The sequence below is a fragment of the Xanthobacter aminoxidans genome, from assembly GCF_023571765.1.
Classification (GTDB): domain Bacteria; phylum Pseudomonadota; class Alphaproteobacteria; order Rhizobiales; family Xanthobacteraceae; genus Xanthobacter; species Xanthobacter aminoxidans.
The window spans coordinates 23,077-36,995 of the sequence record NZ_JAMJXC010000002.1 but is presented as its reverse complement, the minus strand read 5'-3'; the positions used below and the strand labels follow the sequence as shown (position 1 = coordinate 36,995).

The following is a 13,919-nucleotide window of genomic DNA, read 5'->3' as shown; positions in this document are numbered from 1 at the left end:
GCGGGGTAGCTTGGGCCCGAATCCGGTCAGGCAGGCACGCGGCGAGCATGAGTACGCACACGGCTTCTTCACAGACGACGGGCCCGCAGGCGGTCGCAACCATCCCCACAGCGCGCTATGTGGCGGGGGCGCTGTTCGGGCTGGCGAGCGTCACCATCTGGGCGGGGTGGATGTCCATCACCCGGCTCGGCGTCACCTCGTCCCTCGGCGTCTACGACGTGACCATGCTGCGCTACGCCACCGCCGGCCTCGTGCTGCTGCCGGTGCTGCTGCGGCACGGGCTGGGACTCGACAAGGCGAAGCCTTGGCAGCTTCTGGTGATGATCGCGGGGGCCGGCGCGCCCTATGCGGTGGTGGCGGGCTTCGGCCTGCGCACCACGCCGGCGGGGGAGGCGGGGGTGCTCATTCCCGGCGTCATGCCCCTGTTCGTGGCGCTGATCTCGGCCGTGGCCCTGCGCGAGCGGTTCAGCGTGCAGCGGAAGGTGGGCTATGCGCTGATTCTGGCGAGCGTGGCGCTGATCGCCGGGGTGGGGGCGGTGGCCACCGGGCTGGGCTCGGGCATCGGCCACCTCCTGTGCATGGCCGGCGCCTTCATGTGGGCCTGCTATGCGGTGGCGCTGCGCAAGAGCGGGCTCGGCGCGCTCCATGCGGTGGCGGTGGTCTCGGTGGGCTCGGCGCTGCTCTATCTGCCCCTCTACGGCATGCTGCACGGCTTCACGGCGTTCGATGCGCCGCTGCGCGATGTCGTCTTCCAGGCGGTCTATCAGGGCGTCTTCGCCACCGTGATCTCGCTGTTCCTGTTCGCCCGCTCCGTCGCGCTCTTGGGCGCCTCCGCGGGCGCGGCCTTCGGCGCCTGCGTGCCGGTGATGGCCGCGCTCATGGCCATCCCCATCCTCGGCGAGTACCCGTCCGGCACGGACTGGCTGGGCATCTTTGCCGCCACCATCGGGGTGTATCTCGCGAGCGGGGGGCCGCTCCCCCGGCGCGGATAGGCGGCGGGGAAGCGCGTCGCGCGGTCTACTTCGCCGCCTGCTGGCGCACCAGCGGGCAGCCGCCTTCGACCAGCGGGCGGAACGCCTCGTCGCCGGGAATGGTGCGGATGAGCTTGAGATAGTCCCACGGATACTTCTGCTCGGCCGGCGTCTTCACCTGCAAGAGATAGAGGTCGTGCACCATGCGGCCGTCCTCGCGGATGCGCCCGCCGTGGGAGAAGAAGTCATCCACCGGCGTCGCCTTCATCTGCGCCGCCACGGTGGCGGTGTCGGTGGTGCCGGCGGCCTTCACCGCCTTCAGGTAATGCAGGATGGCCGAATAGGTGCCGGCCTGGCCCATGGTCGGCATGGCCTTGTGCTTCTCGTAGAAGCGCCTGGACCAGGCGCGGGTCTCGTCGTTCAGGTCCCAGTAGAAGCCCTGGGTGAGGATGAGCCCCTGCGCCGTCTGAAGGCCGATGGCGTGGATGTCGGTGATGTGCAGGTAGAGCCCGGCTAGCTTGATGCCCGACTGGGGAATGCCGAACTCGTTGGCCTGCTTGATGGCGTTCACCGTGTCGCTGCCGGCATTGGCGAAGGCGATCAGTTTGGCGCCCGAGCCCTGCCCCTGCAGCAGGAAGGAGGAGAAGTCCGACGTGCCCTGCGGGTGCTTCACGCTGCCCACCACCTTGCCGCCGCCCTTTTCCACCGCCTTCGCCGTGTCGCGCTCCAGCGCCGTGCCGAAGGCATAGTCGGCGGTGACGAAGAACCACGGCCCGTCCTTGGCCAGCGAGGCCCCGGTGCCGGCGGCCAGCGCATAGGTGTCGTAGGTCCAGTGGATGCCGGTGGGCGCGCAGGCCTTGCCGGTGAAGTCGGACGAGCCGCCGGTTGAGGCCAGCACCAGTCTGTTCTTGGTGCGGCCGATCTCCTGCACCGCCAGCAGCACGGAGGAGGTGGGGATGTCGGCGATCACGTCCACCCCGTCCTCGTCGATCCAGCGGGTGACGATGGCGGAGCCCACGTCCGGCTTGTTCTGGTGGTCGCCGGCGATGATCTCGATGGGCCGGCCCAGCACGCTGCCGCCGAAATCCTCCACCGCCATCTTCGCCGCAATGACCGAGCCGGGGCCGGCCATGTCGGCATAAATGCCGGACTGGTCGTTCAGCACGCCGATGCGCAGGGGCGTGGGGTCCGCCGCAAGGGCGGGGAGCGAGAGGAGGGTCGCCGCGAGGGCGGCCAGAGGCAGGGACAGGCGCATGAAACGGGACTCCGCGCGATGGGGCAATTCGGGCGCGGAGTATCACCACAAAATCGAGGGGTTCAATCAATTATCGAAAAATGGGGGTGTGTTCTTTAGTTGCACATTCATATGATGTTAATATGGGCCCGATGGGGTTCTCACGAGCCGTCATGGCCGGGCTTGTCCCGGCCATCCACGTGGTGAGGCCGGGCACCCCCTCCGGCCATTCTGCGATCGGCCCGGCGTGGGATGCCCGGGACAAGCCCGGGCATGACGGCGGTCTCAGTCGATCCGTCCGACGAACCTCATTCAGAGCCCTCAGGGCTTGAACGCCGCGCAGGCGATGCGGGCGCCGGCGCCGCCGATGGGCTGGGTGATGAAGTCGTCGGGGCTGGCGTGGATCACCAGCGCGAAGCCGCCCGGCTGGCCGAGGCCATCCTTGTCGGTGAGGCCGGTGGTGCTGGACACCTCGGCGTTCACCGAGCCGTCGGCATTGGCATAGATGTTGGGCAGGTCGCCCTGGTCCGGGCCGTTGGGATTGAGCAGGCCGTGGGCCTTGTCGTGATGGTTCACGTGGCCCTTGGAATCCAGGAACTTGGCGGTGTCGGTGCAGTTGGCGACCTGATGGAAGTGGATGCCGTGCCAGCCGGGCGGCAGCGCGCCGGCGGAGAGCGCGAGGCGCACGATGGTGGCGCGCTCCGTGCCGGTGGCGGTGGCGGAGCCGATGGTCTTGCCTTCGTTGTTGATGATGTCGGCCTTCACCACCTTCGCGGCGGGCACGACCGCGGGCGCAGCCGCCGGGGCTTGAGCCAGGGCCGGCGCGATGAGCAGCGGGCCGGTGAGGAGCGCGGCGAGAAGGGGAAGGGAGCGCGTTGCCCGAACGGAGTGGGCAGACTTGGTGAACGGACGCATGGACGTTCCTCCTCGGGCCGGACGGCGCGCCGGCCTCCGCGACGAGCCTACATCAACGCTGCGGCGAACTCGACCGGGCCGCAGCCGGCCCCTCTGCTTCTATCGCCACCCCGCCGCGAACGTTCCGAATGGTAATTGGAATTTTTCCAGCAAAGCTCCCGTTTCGGAAGCTGGTGTCACCGAATGGCAAAGCTGGCACCGCCCGCCGTTTGATGTGATGATGCGGCATCTACCGATTTCGTGGCGCCGCATGTGCAGCGATGACTTTCCCGCTTTGATGGAGAGGCTTCCGCAGCGTCTTGCAGGATGCGGCATATCCACCTAGACAGGTTAGGAACCCCTGTGACGCGCAAGATCATCTGTTTTGATCGAGAATAGTTCAAATATTGAGGCTGCCATGACCACCGCCGAACTCGACCGCTCCCCCGCCCGCGCCGAAAGCCGTGCCTTGGCGCTGAAGGCCCTCACCCATGCCGCCCATGAGCGGCTGGACAGCGCCATCATGGCCGGGCGGCCGTTCGAGAGCCGGGAGCGCTATGGCCGCTTCCTCACGGTGCAGTACCTGTTTCATCGCGACATCGCCGCGCTCTATGACAGCCCGGCCCTCGGCGCGCTGTTGCCCGATCTGCCCGGCCGCCGCCGGCTCGCCGACATCGCCGCCGATCTCGCCGATCTCGGCCTTCCCGTGCCCGCGCCGGGCGCTGCCCCCGCGCTCGGCCCGGATGCGCCTCTGCCGGAGGCGCTCGGCTGGCTCTATGTGGCTGAGGGATCGAACCTCGGCGCTGCCTTCCTGCTGAAGGCCGCCGCCGCCCTCGGCCTCGACGAGCGCTTCGGCGCCCGGCATCTGGCCGCCGCGCCCGAGGGGCGGGGCCTCCACTGGAAGACCTTCGTCGCTGCGCTGGATGCTGTGCCGCTCTCGGCCGGGGAGGAGGCGCGCGCCGCCAAGGGGGCGGAAGCCGCCTTCACGCGGGTCGCCTTCTATGTGGGCACCGCTTTCGGCTGATCCGACTACCGCCAAGCTCTGGACGCCGCCGCCCCGGCCCGCATAGTCTCGCGCCGCTCGCAAGCGGGAGGGGGCCATGGGGGACGGGGTGCTGTCGCGTCGCGCATTCGTTGCGGGGCTCTCGGCGGGGCTTTCGGCTGGAGTGACGGGCGCCACGCAGGCGTCGGCCGCACCGGGCGGGATCGATCCGAAGCGGGTGGCGCGCATCGCCATCCATCCCGCCATCGGCGTGGCCCGGGTCGGCAACAGCAAGGATGCCTTTTATTTCGGTCCCGAGGTGCCCGGCGGCGTGCCCGTTGGTCCCTTCAAGGACGAGGCCGGCGCCATGGCCAAGCAGGCCGCGCGCTTCCGGCTCTTCGCCTATGACGCGCAGGGCCGCGTGCTGGGCGAGGTGACGGCGCGCGAGGCGGAGGTGTCCTGGACGCTCACCGTCGCCAATACCAAGGCGCTCTGGTACGGCATCGACATTCCCTTCGACCTGCCCGGCGCGCCCGCCGCCGGCCGCCGCAACGCCAAGGTGGCGGACCGCGCCAGCCTCGCCATCGTTCCCGGGCCGCGCACCGTGACCGGGCCGGGGGCCAAGCCCCAGCGGCTCGATGGCGGCGCCTTTCAGGGCCAGTCGGTCAATCTCGGCGAGGTGATGACCGATGCCGACGGCCGCCTCGTGGTGATGCCCGCCTCCGGCCGCTGCCATCCCGCCCCCGATGCCCCGCCCATGAGCGGCTATGCCGACAATGACGGCTGGGCCGACGACACCGGCGACGGCCCGGTGGACGCAGTGGTGCGCATGGGCGGCAGGGAATTCCGCGCCGATCCGGCGTGGCTCATCAGCGTCGGCCCCAATTACGCGCCGGCCATCGCGACCAGCCTCGTGACGCTGCACGACGTGGTAGAGGCGACTTTGGTCGCCGCCGGCAAGCGCAAGGCGCCCGCCACCGTGTTCGAGGAGCACGTCTGGCCCATCTTCGCCCGCCTGTCCGATCTGCAATGGGTGAACGCCGGCTTCCTCGCCAAGTTCGGCTACGGATCGGCGAAGGATTTCGCCCGCCCCGCCATCCGCGCCCGCCTCGCGGATGCATCGCCGGCCAATGCGGCTTTCCGCGCGGAGATCCTCGCTTTGTTCCGCGACCCCGCCGCGCCAGACGTGCGGCCGGATCTGGAGCCGCAGCTCTATGGCGACCATCTGGTGCTGCCGCCCGATGTCATCGAGCCGCGCCAGTGGATGACGCTGACGCCGCTGCAATACGCTCATCTGCGCAACTGGGCCGCCGGCCGCTTCACCCCCGGACGCCCGGCCCGCGCAGGACGGCTGGAGGGGATCGCCCTCGGCGGCCAGCCGGCGGCGCTGGACCGGGCGGCGCTGGAGGCGTGCGTGGGCGGGCCGTTCCATCCGGGGCAGGAATTCCCGTGGATCGCCCGCGTGCCGTGGATCTGGACGGCGGACATGCGCCTTGCCTCCACCGCGCGCTCGGTGGACCTCACCGACTACGGCCCGGACATGACCTCGCCGGAGGCACTGTCGAAATCCGGTCCGCTCTCCCGTCTCGGCCCCGGCGGCATCACCCAGTGGCTCGGCCTGCCGTGGCAGGCGGATTGGGCGAGCTGCCGCTCGGGCTACCAATCCTCCATCTCCCCCGTGCTGCCCGCCTTCTGGCCGGCGCGGGTGCCCAATACGGTGTTGTCGGAGGCGGACTACAAGGTGGTGATGGACACCGCCCGCGCCATCGATGAGAGGCGCGTCGCCTTCGCCCGCCGCCGCGACTGGGAGCGCTTCATCAGCGCGCCGACCCGCCCGCCGGTGCTCGCCGCCATGGCGCAGGACTGGTTCCGCCTCGGTGTCGTCGCCGACCGTCCCGGCCCGCGCGACGGCGCCTTCCCGGCGCGCATGAAGGTGGAGACGCTGGTGGGCTTCGCCCGCGAGCCGGATGTGAGCTACGGCGCCAACACGCTTTATCCGCAGGCGGCGACCTTTCCCCTCGTCGTGGCCAATTCCGACGACAACAGCCTGCGCCTCGTGGATGCCGAGGGCGGTGTGACGGTGATGGCCCTGTCCGCCCCGCTGGAGCGGCCGGAGGGCATGACGCGCAACCTCGACGGCAACCTCTACGTCTCCTGCATGAATGCCGGCTACGTGCGGCGGGTGACGCCCAAGGGCGAGGTCTCCCTGTTCGCGGAGGGCTTCTCCCAGCCCATGGGCATCGCCGCCGACCGGCAGGGCAATCTCTATGTGGCCAACTGGGTGGAGAAGGGCTTCGTCTCCCTCATCACGCCGGACGGGAAAAGCCGCGTGCTGGTGCCGCCGGAGGCGGGGCTCGTCTCGCCCATCGGCATCATCATCGCGCCGGATGGCGCATTGCTGGTGAGCTGGGGCGGCACATCGGTGGCGCGCATCAATGCGACCACCGGCGAGATCATCAACCTCAACTGGCTCACCGGCTTCCGCAATCCCCGCCAGATGGCCTACGACACCTCCTACCGCCTCTATGTGGCGGACCAGCTGGACAATGGCGTGAAGCGCTTCGACCCCCTCGGCGCACCCATCCCGCTCATCCTGCGCGGGGCGGAGCTGACCATGCCGTTCGGGCTGGCGTTCAATCTCAAGGGCGATCTCTTCACCTCGCAGACGCGGGGGCGGCTCATCAAGAAGGTGGAGCTGAAGGGCGAGGTGGGCATCGTCTCCGACTTTGCCGACGGCCTGCCCAATCCGGGCGGCCTCGTCTTCATCGGATGACACCCCTGCCCGGGATGAGCTGCGATCTCCTCGTGGCGGGCGCCGGCCCGGCCGGTTCCGCCGCCGCCATCGCCGCGGCGGGCCGGGGGCTGCGGGTGGTGCTGCTCCACGATGCGCGCTCCCAAGTGTGGCCGGGGGAGAGCCTGCCGCCGGGCATGGCGGGGCTGGTGGACGCCGCCTTCGGGCCGGGTCTGCTCGACGAGGACCGCCACCTTGTCGCTTACGGCACCCGCTCCTGCTGGGGCAGTGACGACCTCATCGAGACCGACTTTCTCGCCAATCCCCTCGGTGGCGGCTGGCTGCTCGACCGTGCCCGCTTCGACGCCGATGCGCGCGCGCGTGCCGAGGCGGCCGGCGCGACACTGGTGGCGGGGCGGTTGGAGACCATCGCCGCCGTTTCCGATGGCTGGGACATCACGCTCCGGGACGGCCGGCGCCTCGCCGCGCGCTTCGCGCTGGACGCCACCGGGCGGGCCGCCGTCGTCGCGCGGCACATGGGCTCGGGGCGGGAGGCCTTCGACCGTCAGGTGGCGCTGGTGGCGACGCTTGATGATGCCGACCCCTATCGCGGCACGAGCGTGGAGGCGGTGGCGGACGGCTGGTGGTACACGACACCCCTTCCGGGCGGACGGCGCGTCCTCGCCTTCCTCACCGATGCCGACCTTCTGGGCGATGGCGTCGCCGGCTGGGCGCGGCGGCTGTCGGAAACGCTTCACATGCGGCGCCTCGCGGCGGGGGGCGGCGCGGCCGTGCCCCGGACCTACCCGGCGGAAACCGCAGCCTTGCGCATCCTCCACGGCCCGCGCTGGTGCGCGGCGGGGGATGCGGCCATGACCTTCGATCCCTTGTCCTCGCAGGGCATTTCCGCCGCCATACTCATGGGCGCGCGGGCCGGCGGGCTGGTGGCGGATGAACTGGCCGGGGATGGCTCGGCCTTCGCCGGCTGGGACGAGGACTACCGCACGCTGCAAGGCGAGACCGCCGACCTCGGCCGCCATTACGCCCTGATGGAAACCCGCTGGCGCGACGCCCCCTTCTGGTCCCGGCGCCGCCAGCTCCCGCCGGCCTGAGCCCCAGACCCGCCCCCCTTTGCGTTTCAGCTTGGCCGTGCTCCATTGCCGAAAAAGGGGAGAACGCTGTGGTTCCTGACGTGACCGTCCTGGTGGTGGGGGCCGGCCCTACCGGGCTGCTGCTCGGTGCCGAGCTGAAGCGGCGGGGCGTGGACAGCCTCATCATCGACGCCCACGACGCGCCGCTGGCCTGGGACCGCGCCACCGTGGTGCATCCGCGCTCCATCGAAGTGTTCGACCACCTCGGCCTCGCCGACGCCCTGCTCGATGCCGGGGTGAAGCAGCGCGTCGCCCGCATCCATGCGGACGGGGCGGTGCTGGGCGAGATCGATCTCGGCCTCGCCGGCAGCCGCTACGGCTTCAATCTCGGCATCTCCGAGGAGGTGACGGAGCAGATCCTCACCGATTACCTCGTCCGCCTCGGCGGCGGGGTGACGCGCGGCACCAAGCTCGTGGACCTGGAGGCGCACGGCGATGGCGTCGTCGCCATGCTGGAGAGCGGCGGCGAAACCAAGGTGATCCGCGCCCGCTGGGTGGTGGGCTGCGACGGCCACCGCAGCGCCGTGCGCACCCTCGCCGGCATCGGGCAGGACGGCCACCCCATCGAGGAGCCGTGGGCGGTGTTCGACGCCACCCTCACCGACTTCCCCCACGCCTTCGAGGCGAACTACGCCTTTCTGGACGAGATCCCGCTCATCCTCACCGCCTTGCCGGGCGAGCGCTGGCGCGCCTATGTGCGGCCGAGCGGGCCGGACAGCGATCTCGTGGCGGACGCGTCGGCCACCCTCGCGCGCTACCTGCCGGCCTCGCGCTTCGTGGATGTCGCCAATCCCGTCCGCTTCCAGTGCTACACGCGGGTGGCGCAGCACTACCGGTCCGGCCGCCTGCTGCTGGCCGGCGATGCCGCCCACACCTGCAGCCCCATCCAGGGGCATGGCATGAACAGCGGCATCCAGGACGCCTTCAACCTCGCCTGGAAGCTGGCTCTGGTGGCGCAGGGCCATTGCGCCGACACCCTGCTCGACAGCTACGAGGCCGAGCGATGGCCGGTGGCCCAGCGCATCACCGCCTCCGGCGACGAGGCGGACAGCGCCCAGATGCTGAAGGACGCCGCCGACCGGCAGGCGCGCAATGCCATCATCCGCGAGGTGCTCGCCGATCCGCAGACCCGCCACCACGAGGCGGTGGCCGAGGCCGAGCTGGACGTGGACTATGCCGCCTCGCCCATCGTGGTGGGGGACGCGGGTCCGGGACTGGCCCCCGGCCAGCGCCTGCCCGACCGCATCGCGGTGGGCATGGCGGACGGCGCGGCGCTGATGCTGGACGATCTCGTCAACCGCACGGGCCACACGCTCCTGCTGCTGGGCGGCGAGCGCGCCAGCGGCGAAACGCTCGCCGGCCTCTACCATGCGCTGGCCGAGCGCTGCGCCGCCCCCCTCTACGGCGCCAGCTTCGCGGCGGCGGTGACGGGCGGCGGGCCGGGGGTCGCCAGCTTCTCGGCAGATGATGCGGCGCGGCTCGGCATCTCCGGCATCACCCTGCTGGTGGTGCGGCCGGATGGCCATGTGGGCCTGAGGGCCGATTCGGGCCACGAGACGGCGCTCACCGCCTATGGGCTGAAGCTGGGCCTGCGGCGGTAATCGCGGTTCCGCCCAGATTCCGCCGGCCACGTTCCCCTGCATCGACAGGCGCTGCGACCGCTTGGCCGGCACCGCATCGCGCGCCACCGCCACGCGGAAGCCGGAGACGACGGCATCGGACACGCGCCGGCGCGGCTCGGGCCATGCCCTGTGCATCCCTTCGGCGGCCAGCGGGCGTGCGGGTTCCGGCCCCCGACGCGGCGGCAGGTGGACAGCCCCGGTGCTGCTGTGCATTTTAGCCCCTCCCGGAGGGGGTGACGGCGGCACCGCCGCCGTGGACCGGGTACGGAGAAGTTGCGTGGCGGAATTCAGCGGACGCAGGGCCGAAATCCTCGCGGTCATCGCGGAAGAGGCATCCATCGATCCGACCATCATCGACGCCGAAACCAGCGTCGCGGACCTCGGGATCGGGTCGCTCGATATGGTGGAGCTGATCTTCAAGATCGAGGAACGCTTTGGTATCGAGGTGCCGTCCCAAGGCGTGCTGGAAAGCAATGACGTGAAGGTCTTCGCCTTGCTCGAAGCCGTCGAGCAGCTCATCGACGCGCGGAGCGGCAAGGTTTCCACAGCGCAGCCGGCCCGATGAGCCGCAGGGTCGCCATTACCGGCATCGGTGCCGTTTCCGCCCTCGGCCTCGGCATTCCCGCCCATCTCGCGGCCTTGCAGGAGGGGCGCGGCGGTATCGGGCCGCTCACGCTGGTGCCGCAGGATCAGGTGAAGACGCGGGTGGTCGGGGAGGTGCCCGGCTATTCCGCTGAAGCGCACTTCAATCCGCGGCAGATTTCCACGGTCGACCGGTCCGGCCAGTTCGCCTTGCTGGCGGCGGCGGAAGCGATGACCGAGGCGGCCGGCGCCACCGAGGGCGTATCGCCGCAGAAGGCCGGCGTTATCTTCGGCGCGGCGGTGGGCTGCCAGACGCTGGAAGAGGGCTATGTGCGCATCCTGCGCGACGGCACGCGCCCGCTGCCCTTCACGGTGCCGCGCGTCATGCCCTCGTCCGCGGCCAGCCAGATTTCCATGGCCTACCACATCACCGGGCCGAGCTTCAGCACCGCCTCGGCCTGCTCCTCCGCCTCCCACGCCATTGGCCTCGCCTTCCAGATGATCCGCGGCGGGATGCTGGACATGGCCGTGACCGGCGGCTGCGAGGCCCCGCTGACTCTGGGCATGGTGAAAAGCTGGGAAGCGCTGCGTGTGCTGGCGGCGGACACCTGCCGCCCCTTCTCCAAGGATCGCAGCGGGCTGGTGCTGGGTGAAGGCGCGGCCGTGCTGGTGCTGGAGGAGATGGAGCGGGCGCGCGCCCGTGGCGCCACCATCCTCGGTGAGGTGCTCGGCTTCGGCATGACCGCCGATGGCGCGGACCTCACGGCGCCCGATGCCTCGAGCACCGCCCGCGCCATTGCCACGGCGCTGGACGACGCGGGGCTGGATGCCGGCGCGGTGGATTATGTCGCGGCCCACGGCACCGGAACGGTGCTGAACGACAAGACCGAGACGACCTCGCTGCGCACGGTGCTGGGCGACCGGCTGGCCAAGGTGCCGGTGTCGTCGCTGAAATCCATGACCGGCCACTGCTTCGGCGCCTCGGGGGCGCTGGGCGTGACGGCGGCGCTGCTGGGCATGCGCAACGGCTTCCTGCCGCCCACGCTGAATTTCCGCGAGCCCGATCCCGAGTGCGACGTGGATTGCGTGCCCAACGCCCCACGGGTGGCCTCGGCGGAAATCGCTCTGGTGAATGCCTTCGCCTTCGGCGGCCTGAACGCGGTGCTCGCGATCAGGGCTGCCTGAAGCCGACCGGGCGGGTCGCTCAGGCGCCGCGCCGGCCGGCCGAGGCCCGTGATGCATTCACGGGCCTGTTCACCGACCTTGCCGATCAGTCCACCGTCAGGCGGATCTCGCCGACGCCCTCGACGCCACCTTCCAGCACGTCACCCTTGTGCACGGGGCCGACGCCCGCCGGGGTGCCGGCGAAGATGAGGTCGCCGGGGGCGAGGCGGAACAGGGTGGAGAGGGTCGCGATCATCTCCGGCACCTTCCAGATCATCTGGTTGAGGTTGCCTTCCTGCTTCATCCGGTCGTTGATCTTCAGGAAGATGCGGCCGGCGCCGGGGTGCCCGGCGGTGGCCACCGGAAGGATGGCCGAGCAGGGGGCGGATTCCTCGAAGGCCTTGCCGGTTTCCCACGGGCGGCCGAGCTTCTTCGCCTCGCCCTGCAGGTCGCGCCGCGTCAGATCGAGGCCGACGCCGTAGCCGAACACATGGTCGAGCGCCCGCTCCACCGGGATGTCCTCGCCGCCTTCCTTCAGCGCCACCACCAGCTCCACCTCGTGGTGCAGGTCCTTGGTGAGCTTGGGATAGGAGATGGTCGAGCCCGAGCGCACCAGCGTGTCCGGATTCTTCTGGAAGAAGAAGGGCGGCTCCTTGTTGGGGTCGTGGCCCATCTCCACGGCGTGGTCGGCGAAGTTGCGGCCGACGCAATAGATGCGATGCACCGGGAAGACCGCGTCGCTGCCGACGATGGGCAGATGCGGATGGGGCTGGGGCTGGAAGACGTAGCTGGCCATGGGGCGCTCCGGAGTTTCGGCGTCCTGAATAGGGCGCCGCCGCCGGGGAGAAAAGGGCGAAACGTCGCAGCGCGGGTCGGCGGGGCCGGAGCATGGCGCCAAAGCTATATTCCAATTAATATAGCGTCATTTCATGCGGGGTGCCGGCCGCAGGTCGGCGCCCGCTCATTCCGCTCCGGGGATTGCCATGCGACTGGGCCTCTTCTGCACCTATGAAAACCCGCGCCAGGACTATGCCTCCGCCTATGCCGAGCAGACGGCGCTGGTTGAGCGGGTGGAGGCTCTCGGCTTCGAGGAAGCGTGGATCGCCGAGCATCATTTCAATCCGCAGGCGGCGAGCCCCTCCTGCCTCGCCATCCTCGCTTATCTCGCCGGCCGCACCACGCGCATCCGGCTCGGCGCCGCGGCGGTGCTGCTGCCGCTGCACCATCCCGTGGGCGTGGCCGAGGACGCGGCCACCGTGGACATCCTGTCCGGTGGCCGGCTCGAACTCGGGGTCGCCCGCGGCGGGCCGTTTCCCCTGCACGAGGCGCATTTCGGCGTGGCCGGGGCGGAGAGCCGCGGCCGGATGCTCGAGGCGCTCGATCTCGTCGCCGCGCTGCTGGATGGCGGCGCCGTGACCCGCGACGGGGCCTTCTTCAAGGTCAATGGCCTTGAGCTGGTGCCGCGTCCGCTTCAGGCGCCCGTGCCCATCCACATCGCCTCGGCGACGGCCGAGACGGTGGCCCTCGCCGCCCGGCGCGGCTACGGCATCATGGCGGCGCCGCCCTTTCCCCTCGCCGGTATCATGGAGAGCATCCGGCAGTATCGTGCTGCCGCCCCCGATGCGGGACGGTGCCTCACCCTGCTGCGCTTCCTCCACCTCGCCGACAGCCGGGCGCAGGCGCAGGAGGAGGCGCGTGCTTTCCTCGCCCCGTTTGTCGAGCGCATGAAGGCGACCACGGAAAAGGTGCGCCCGGACTGGGCGCCATGGTTCGATCTCGACCGGATGATCGCGGATTCGCTGATCGGCACCGAGGCGGACGTGGTGGAACAGGTGGCGGCGCTGGAGCGCGGGCTGGCGCCGCGTGCGCTGGTCCTGAAGCCGCTGGCGCCCGCTTTTGACAAGCGCATGGCGGACCTGGAGGCGTTCGCCCTCCGCATCCGCCCGCAGGTTCCGGTCGCCTAGCCCCGGCGCGCCTCGACGATGGCGAGCGCCGCCGCGAAGGCGGCCTCGATGCCGAGGTCGGAGGTGTCGAGCAGCACGGCGTCGTCCGCCTTGAGGAGGGGCGCGCTGGAGCGGCCGGAATCGCGCTCGTCGCGCTTCAGGATGTCCGCCAGCACCGCGTCATAGGAGATCGTCTCCCCCCGCCCGACCAGCTCGCGGAAGCGCCGGTCGGCCCTCACCTCCGGCCGCGCGGTGACGAACAGCTTGGCGGGTGCGTCCGGGCAGATGACGGTGCCGATGTCGCGCCCGTCCAGCACCGCGCCGCCCGTTTGGCCGGCGAAGCGGCGCTGGAGATCGAGGAGCGCCGCGCGCACGCCCGGCCGGGCGGCCACGACGGATGCCGCCTCGCCCAGCTCCGCCGTGCGCAGCGCGTCCGGGTCCAGCACTGAGACGTCGAGGCTCTGCGCGGCTTTAACCGAAGCCGCCTCATCGCCGAGGCGACCGGCGGCGAGGCAGCGCGCCCCGACCGCCCGGTAGAGCAGGCCGGTGTCCAGATGCGGCAGGCCGTAATGCGCGGCGAGCCGCCGGGCCAGCGTGCCCTTGCCGGACGCGGCCGGCCCGTCGATGGCGATGACCATGGCTGCC

12 protein-coding genes are annotated in these 13,919 nt (G+C 70.6%); 8 read left to right on the top strand and 4 right to left on the bottom strand.

Annotation, left to right across the window (positions count from 1 at the left end):
- The first annotated feature begins 47 nt into the window (after positions 1-47).
- Positions 48-992, top strand: a complete 945-nt coding sequence (locus EJ105_RS02910; protein ID WP_250165230.1) for a DMT family transporter — start codon at positions 48-50, stop codon at positions 990-992.
- Between the two features lie 25 nt (positions 993-1,017).
- Here EJ105_RS02910 and EJ105_RS02905 read toward each other — a convergent pair whose 3' ends face one another.
- Together EJ105_RS02905 and EJ105_RS02900 are read right to left on the bottom strand one after the other, a co-directional pair.
- Positions 1,018-2,226 (bottom strand): ABC transporter substrate-binding protein, encoded by a 1,209-nt coding sequence (locus EJ105_RS02905; protein WP_250165229.1) that lies wholly within the window; start codon positions 2,224-2,226, stop codon positions 1,018-1,020.
- 300 nt (positions 2,227-2,526) lie between these two features.
- Positions 2,527-3,120: a superoxide dismutase family protein gene (locus tag EJ105_RS02900; RefSeq protein ID WP_250165228.1), complete on the bottom strand. Its 594-nt coding sequence runs from the start codon at positions 3,118-3,120 to the stop codon at positions 2,527-2,529.
- A 397-nt stretch (positions 3,121-3,517) separates the two neighbouring features.
- Here EJ105_RS02900 and EJ105_RS02895 point away from each other — a divergent pair, with 397 nt between their 5' ends.
- The 6 genes from EJ105_RS02895 (at position 3,518) to EJ105_RS02870 (ending at position 11,352) form a co-directional block, all read left to right on the top strand.
- On the top strand, positions 3,518-4,123 hold the full coding sequence (locus EJ105_RS02895) for a biliverdin-producing heme oxygenase (protein WP_250165227.1): 606 nt from the start codon (positions 3,518-3,520) through the stop codon (positions 4,121-4,123).
- A 76-nt stretch (positions 4,124-4,199) separates the two neighbouring features.
- The gene (locus tag EJ105_RS02890; RefSeq protein ID WP_250165226.1) at positions 4,200-6,854 is read left to right on the top strand and encodes a LodA/GoxA family CTQ-dependent oxidase; all 2,655 of its coding nucleotides are present in this window, start codon (positions 4,200-4,202) and stop codon (positions 6,852-6,854) included.
- A 14-nt stretch (positions 6,855-6,868) separates the two neighbouring features.
- Positions 6,869-7,924 (top strand): NAD(P)/FAD-dependent oxidoreductase, encoded by a 1,056-nt coding sequence (locus EJ105_RS02885; RefSeq protein WP_250165225.1) that lies wholly within the window; start codon positions 6,869-6,871, stop codon positions 7,922-7,924.
- Between the two features lie 68 nt (positions 7,925-7,992).
- The gene (locus EJ105_RS02880; RefSeq protein ID WP_250165224.1) at positions 7,993-9,564 is read left to right on the top strand and encodes an FAD-dependent monooxygenase; all 1,572 of its coding nucleotides are present in this window, start codon (positions 7,993-7,995) and stop codon (positions 9,562-9,564) included.
- A 298-nt stretch (positions 9,565-9,862) separates the two neighbouring features.
- Entirely contained in the window at positions 9,863-10,150 is a 288-nt protein-coding gene (locus tag EJ105_RS27960; RefSeq protein ID WP_024281096.1) for an acyl carrier protein, read from the top strand.
- On the top strand, positions 10,147-11,352 hold the full coding sequence (locus tag EJ105_RS02870) for a beta-ketoacyl-[acyl-carrier-protein] synthase family protein (RefSeq protein ID WP_250165223.1): 1,206 nt from the start codon (positions 10,147-10,149) through the stop codon (positions 11,350-11,352). Before EJ105_RS27960 ends, EJ105_RS02870 begins: the two co-directional genes overlap by 4 nt.
- A gap of 85 nt (positions 11,353-11,437) precedes the next feature.
- Here the strand turns inward: EJ105_RS02870 and EJ105_RS02865 are convergent, their stop codons facing one another.
- Positions 11,438-12,127, bottom strand: coding sequence for a fumarylacetoacetate hydrolase family protein (locus EJ105_RS02865; RefSeq protein WP_029555955.1), 690 nt, complete (start codon positions 12,125-12,127; stop codon positions 11,438-11,440).
- A 187-nt stretch (positions 12,128-12,314) separates the two neighbouring features.
- On the opposite strand from EJ105_RS02865, the gene EJ105_RS02860 reads away from it, so the two are divergent.
- Positions 12,315-13,295: an LLM class flavin-dependent oxidoreductase gene (locus tag EJ105_RS02860; RefSeq protein WP_250165222.1), complete on the top strand. Its 981-nt coding sequence runs from the start codon at positions 12,315-12,317 to the stop codon at positions 13,293-13,295.
- Here the strand turns inward: EJ105_RS02860 and cmk are convergent.
- Complete coding sequence (cmk, locus tag EJ105_RS02855) at positions 13,292-13,912, bottom strand: (d)CMP kinase (RefSeq protein WP_250165221.1); 621 nt, start codon at positions 13,910-13,912, stop codon at positions 13,292-13,294. The two genes, EJ105_RS02860 and cmk, sit on opposite strands and share 4 nt — an antisense overlap.
- Positions 13,913-13,919: the final 7 nt, after the last annotated feature.

Coding starts and splice junctions, on each gene's coding strand:
- EJ105_RS02910 (WP_250165230.1), top strand. CDS start 48: ATGAGTACGCACACGGCTTCTTCACAGACGACGGGCCCGCAGGCGGTC.
- EJ105_RS02905 (WP_250165229.1), bottom strand. CDS start 2,226: ATGCGCCTGTCCCTGCCTCTGGCCGCCCTCGCGGCGACCCTCCTCTCG.
- EJ105_RS02900 (WP_250165228.1), bottom strand. CDS start 3,120: ATGCGTCCGTTCACCAAGTCTGCCCACTCCGTTCGGGCAACGCGCTCC.
- EJ105_RS02895 (WP_250165227.1), top strand. CDS start 3,518: ATGACCACCGCCGAACTCGACCGCTCCCCCGCCCGCGCCGAAAGCCGT.
- EJ105_RS02890 (WP_250165226.1), top strand. CDS start 4,200: ATGGGGGACGGGGTGCTGTCGCGTCGCGCATTCGTTGCGGGGCTCTCG.
- EJ105_RS02885 (WP_250165225.1), top strand. CDS start 6,869: ATGAGCTGCGATCTCCTCGTGGCGGGCGCCGGCCCGGCCGGTTCCGCC.
- EJ105_RS02870 (WP_250165223.1), top strand. CDS start 10,147: ATGAGCCGCAGGGTCGCCATTACCGGCATCGGTGCCGTTTCCGCCCTC.
- EJ105_RS02865 (WP_029555955.1), bottom strand. CDS start 12,127: ATGGCCAGCTACGTCTTCCAGCCCCAGCCCCATCCGCATCTGCCCATC.
- EJ105_RS02860 (WP_250165222.1), top strand. CDS start 12,315: ATGCGACTGGGCCTCTTCTGCACCTATGAAAACCCGCGCCAGGACTAT.
- cmk (WP_250165221.1), bottom strand. CDS start 13,912: ATGGTCATCGCCATCGACGGGCCGGCCGCGTCCGGCAAGGGCACGCTG.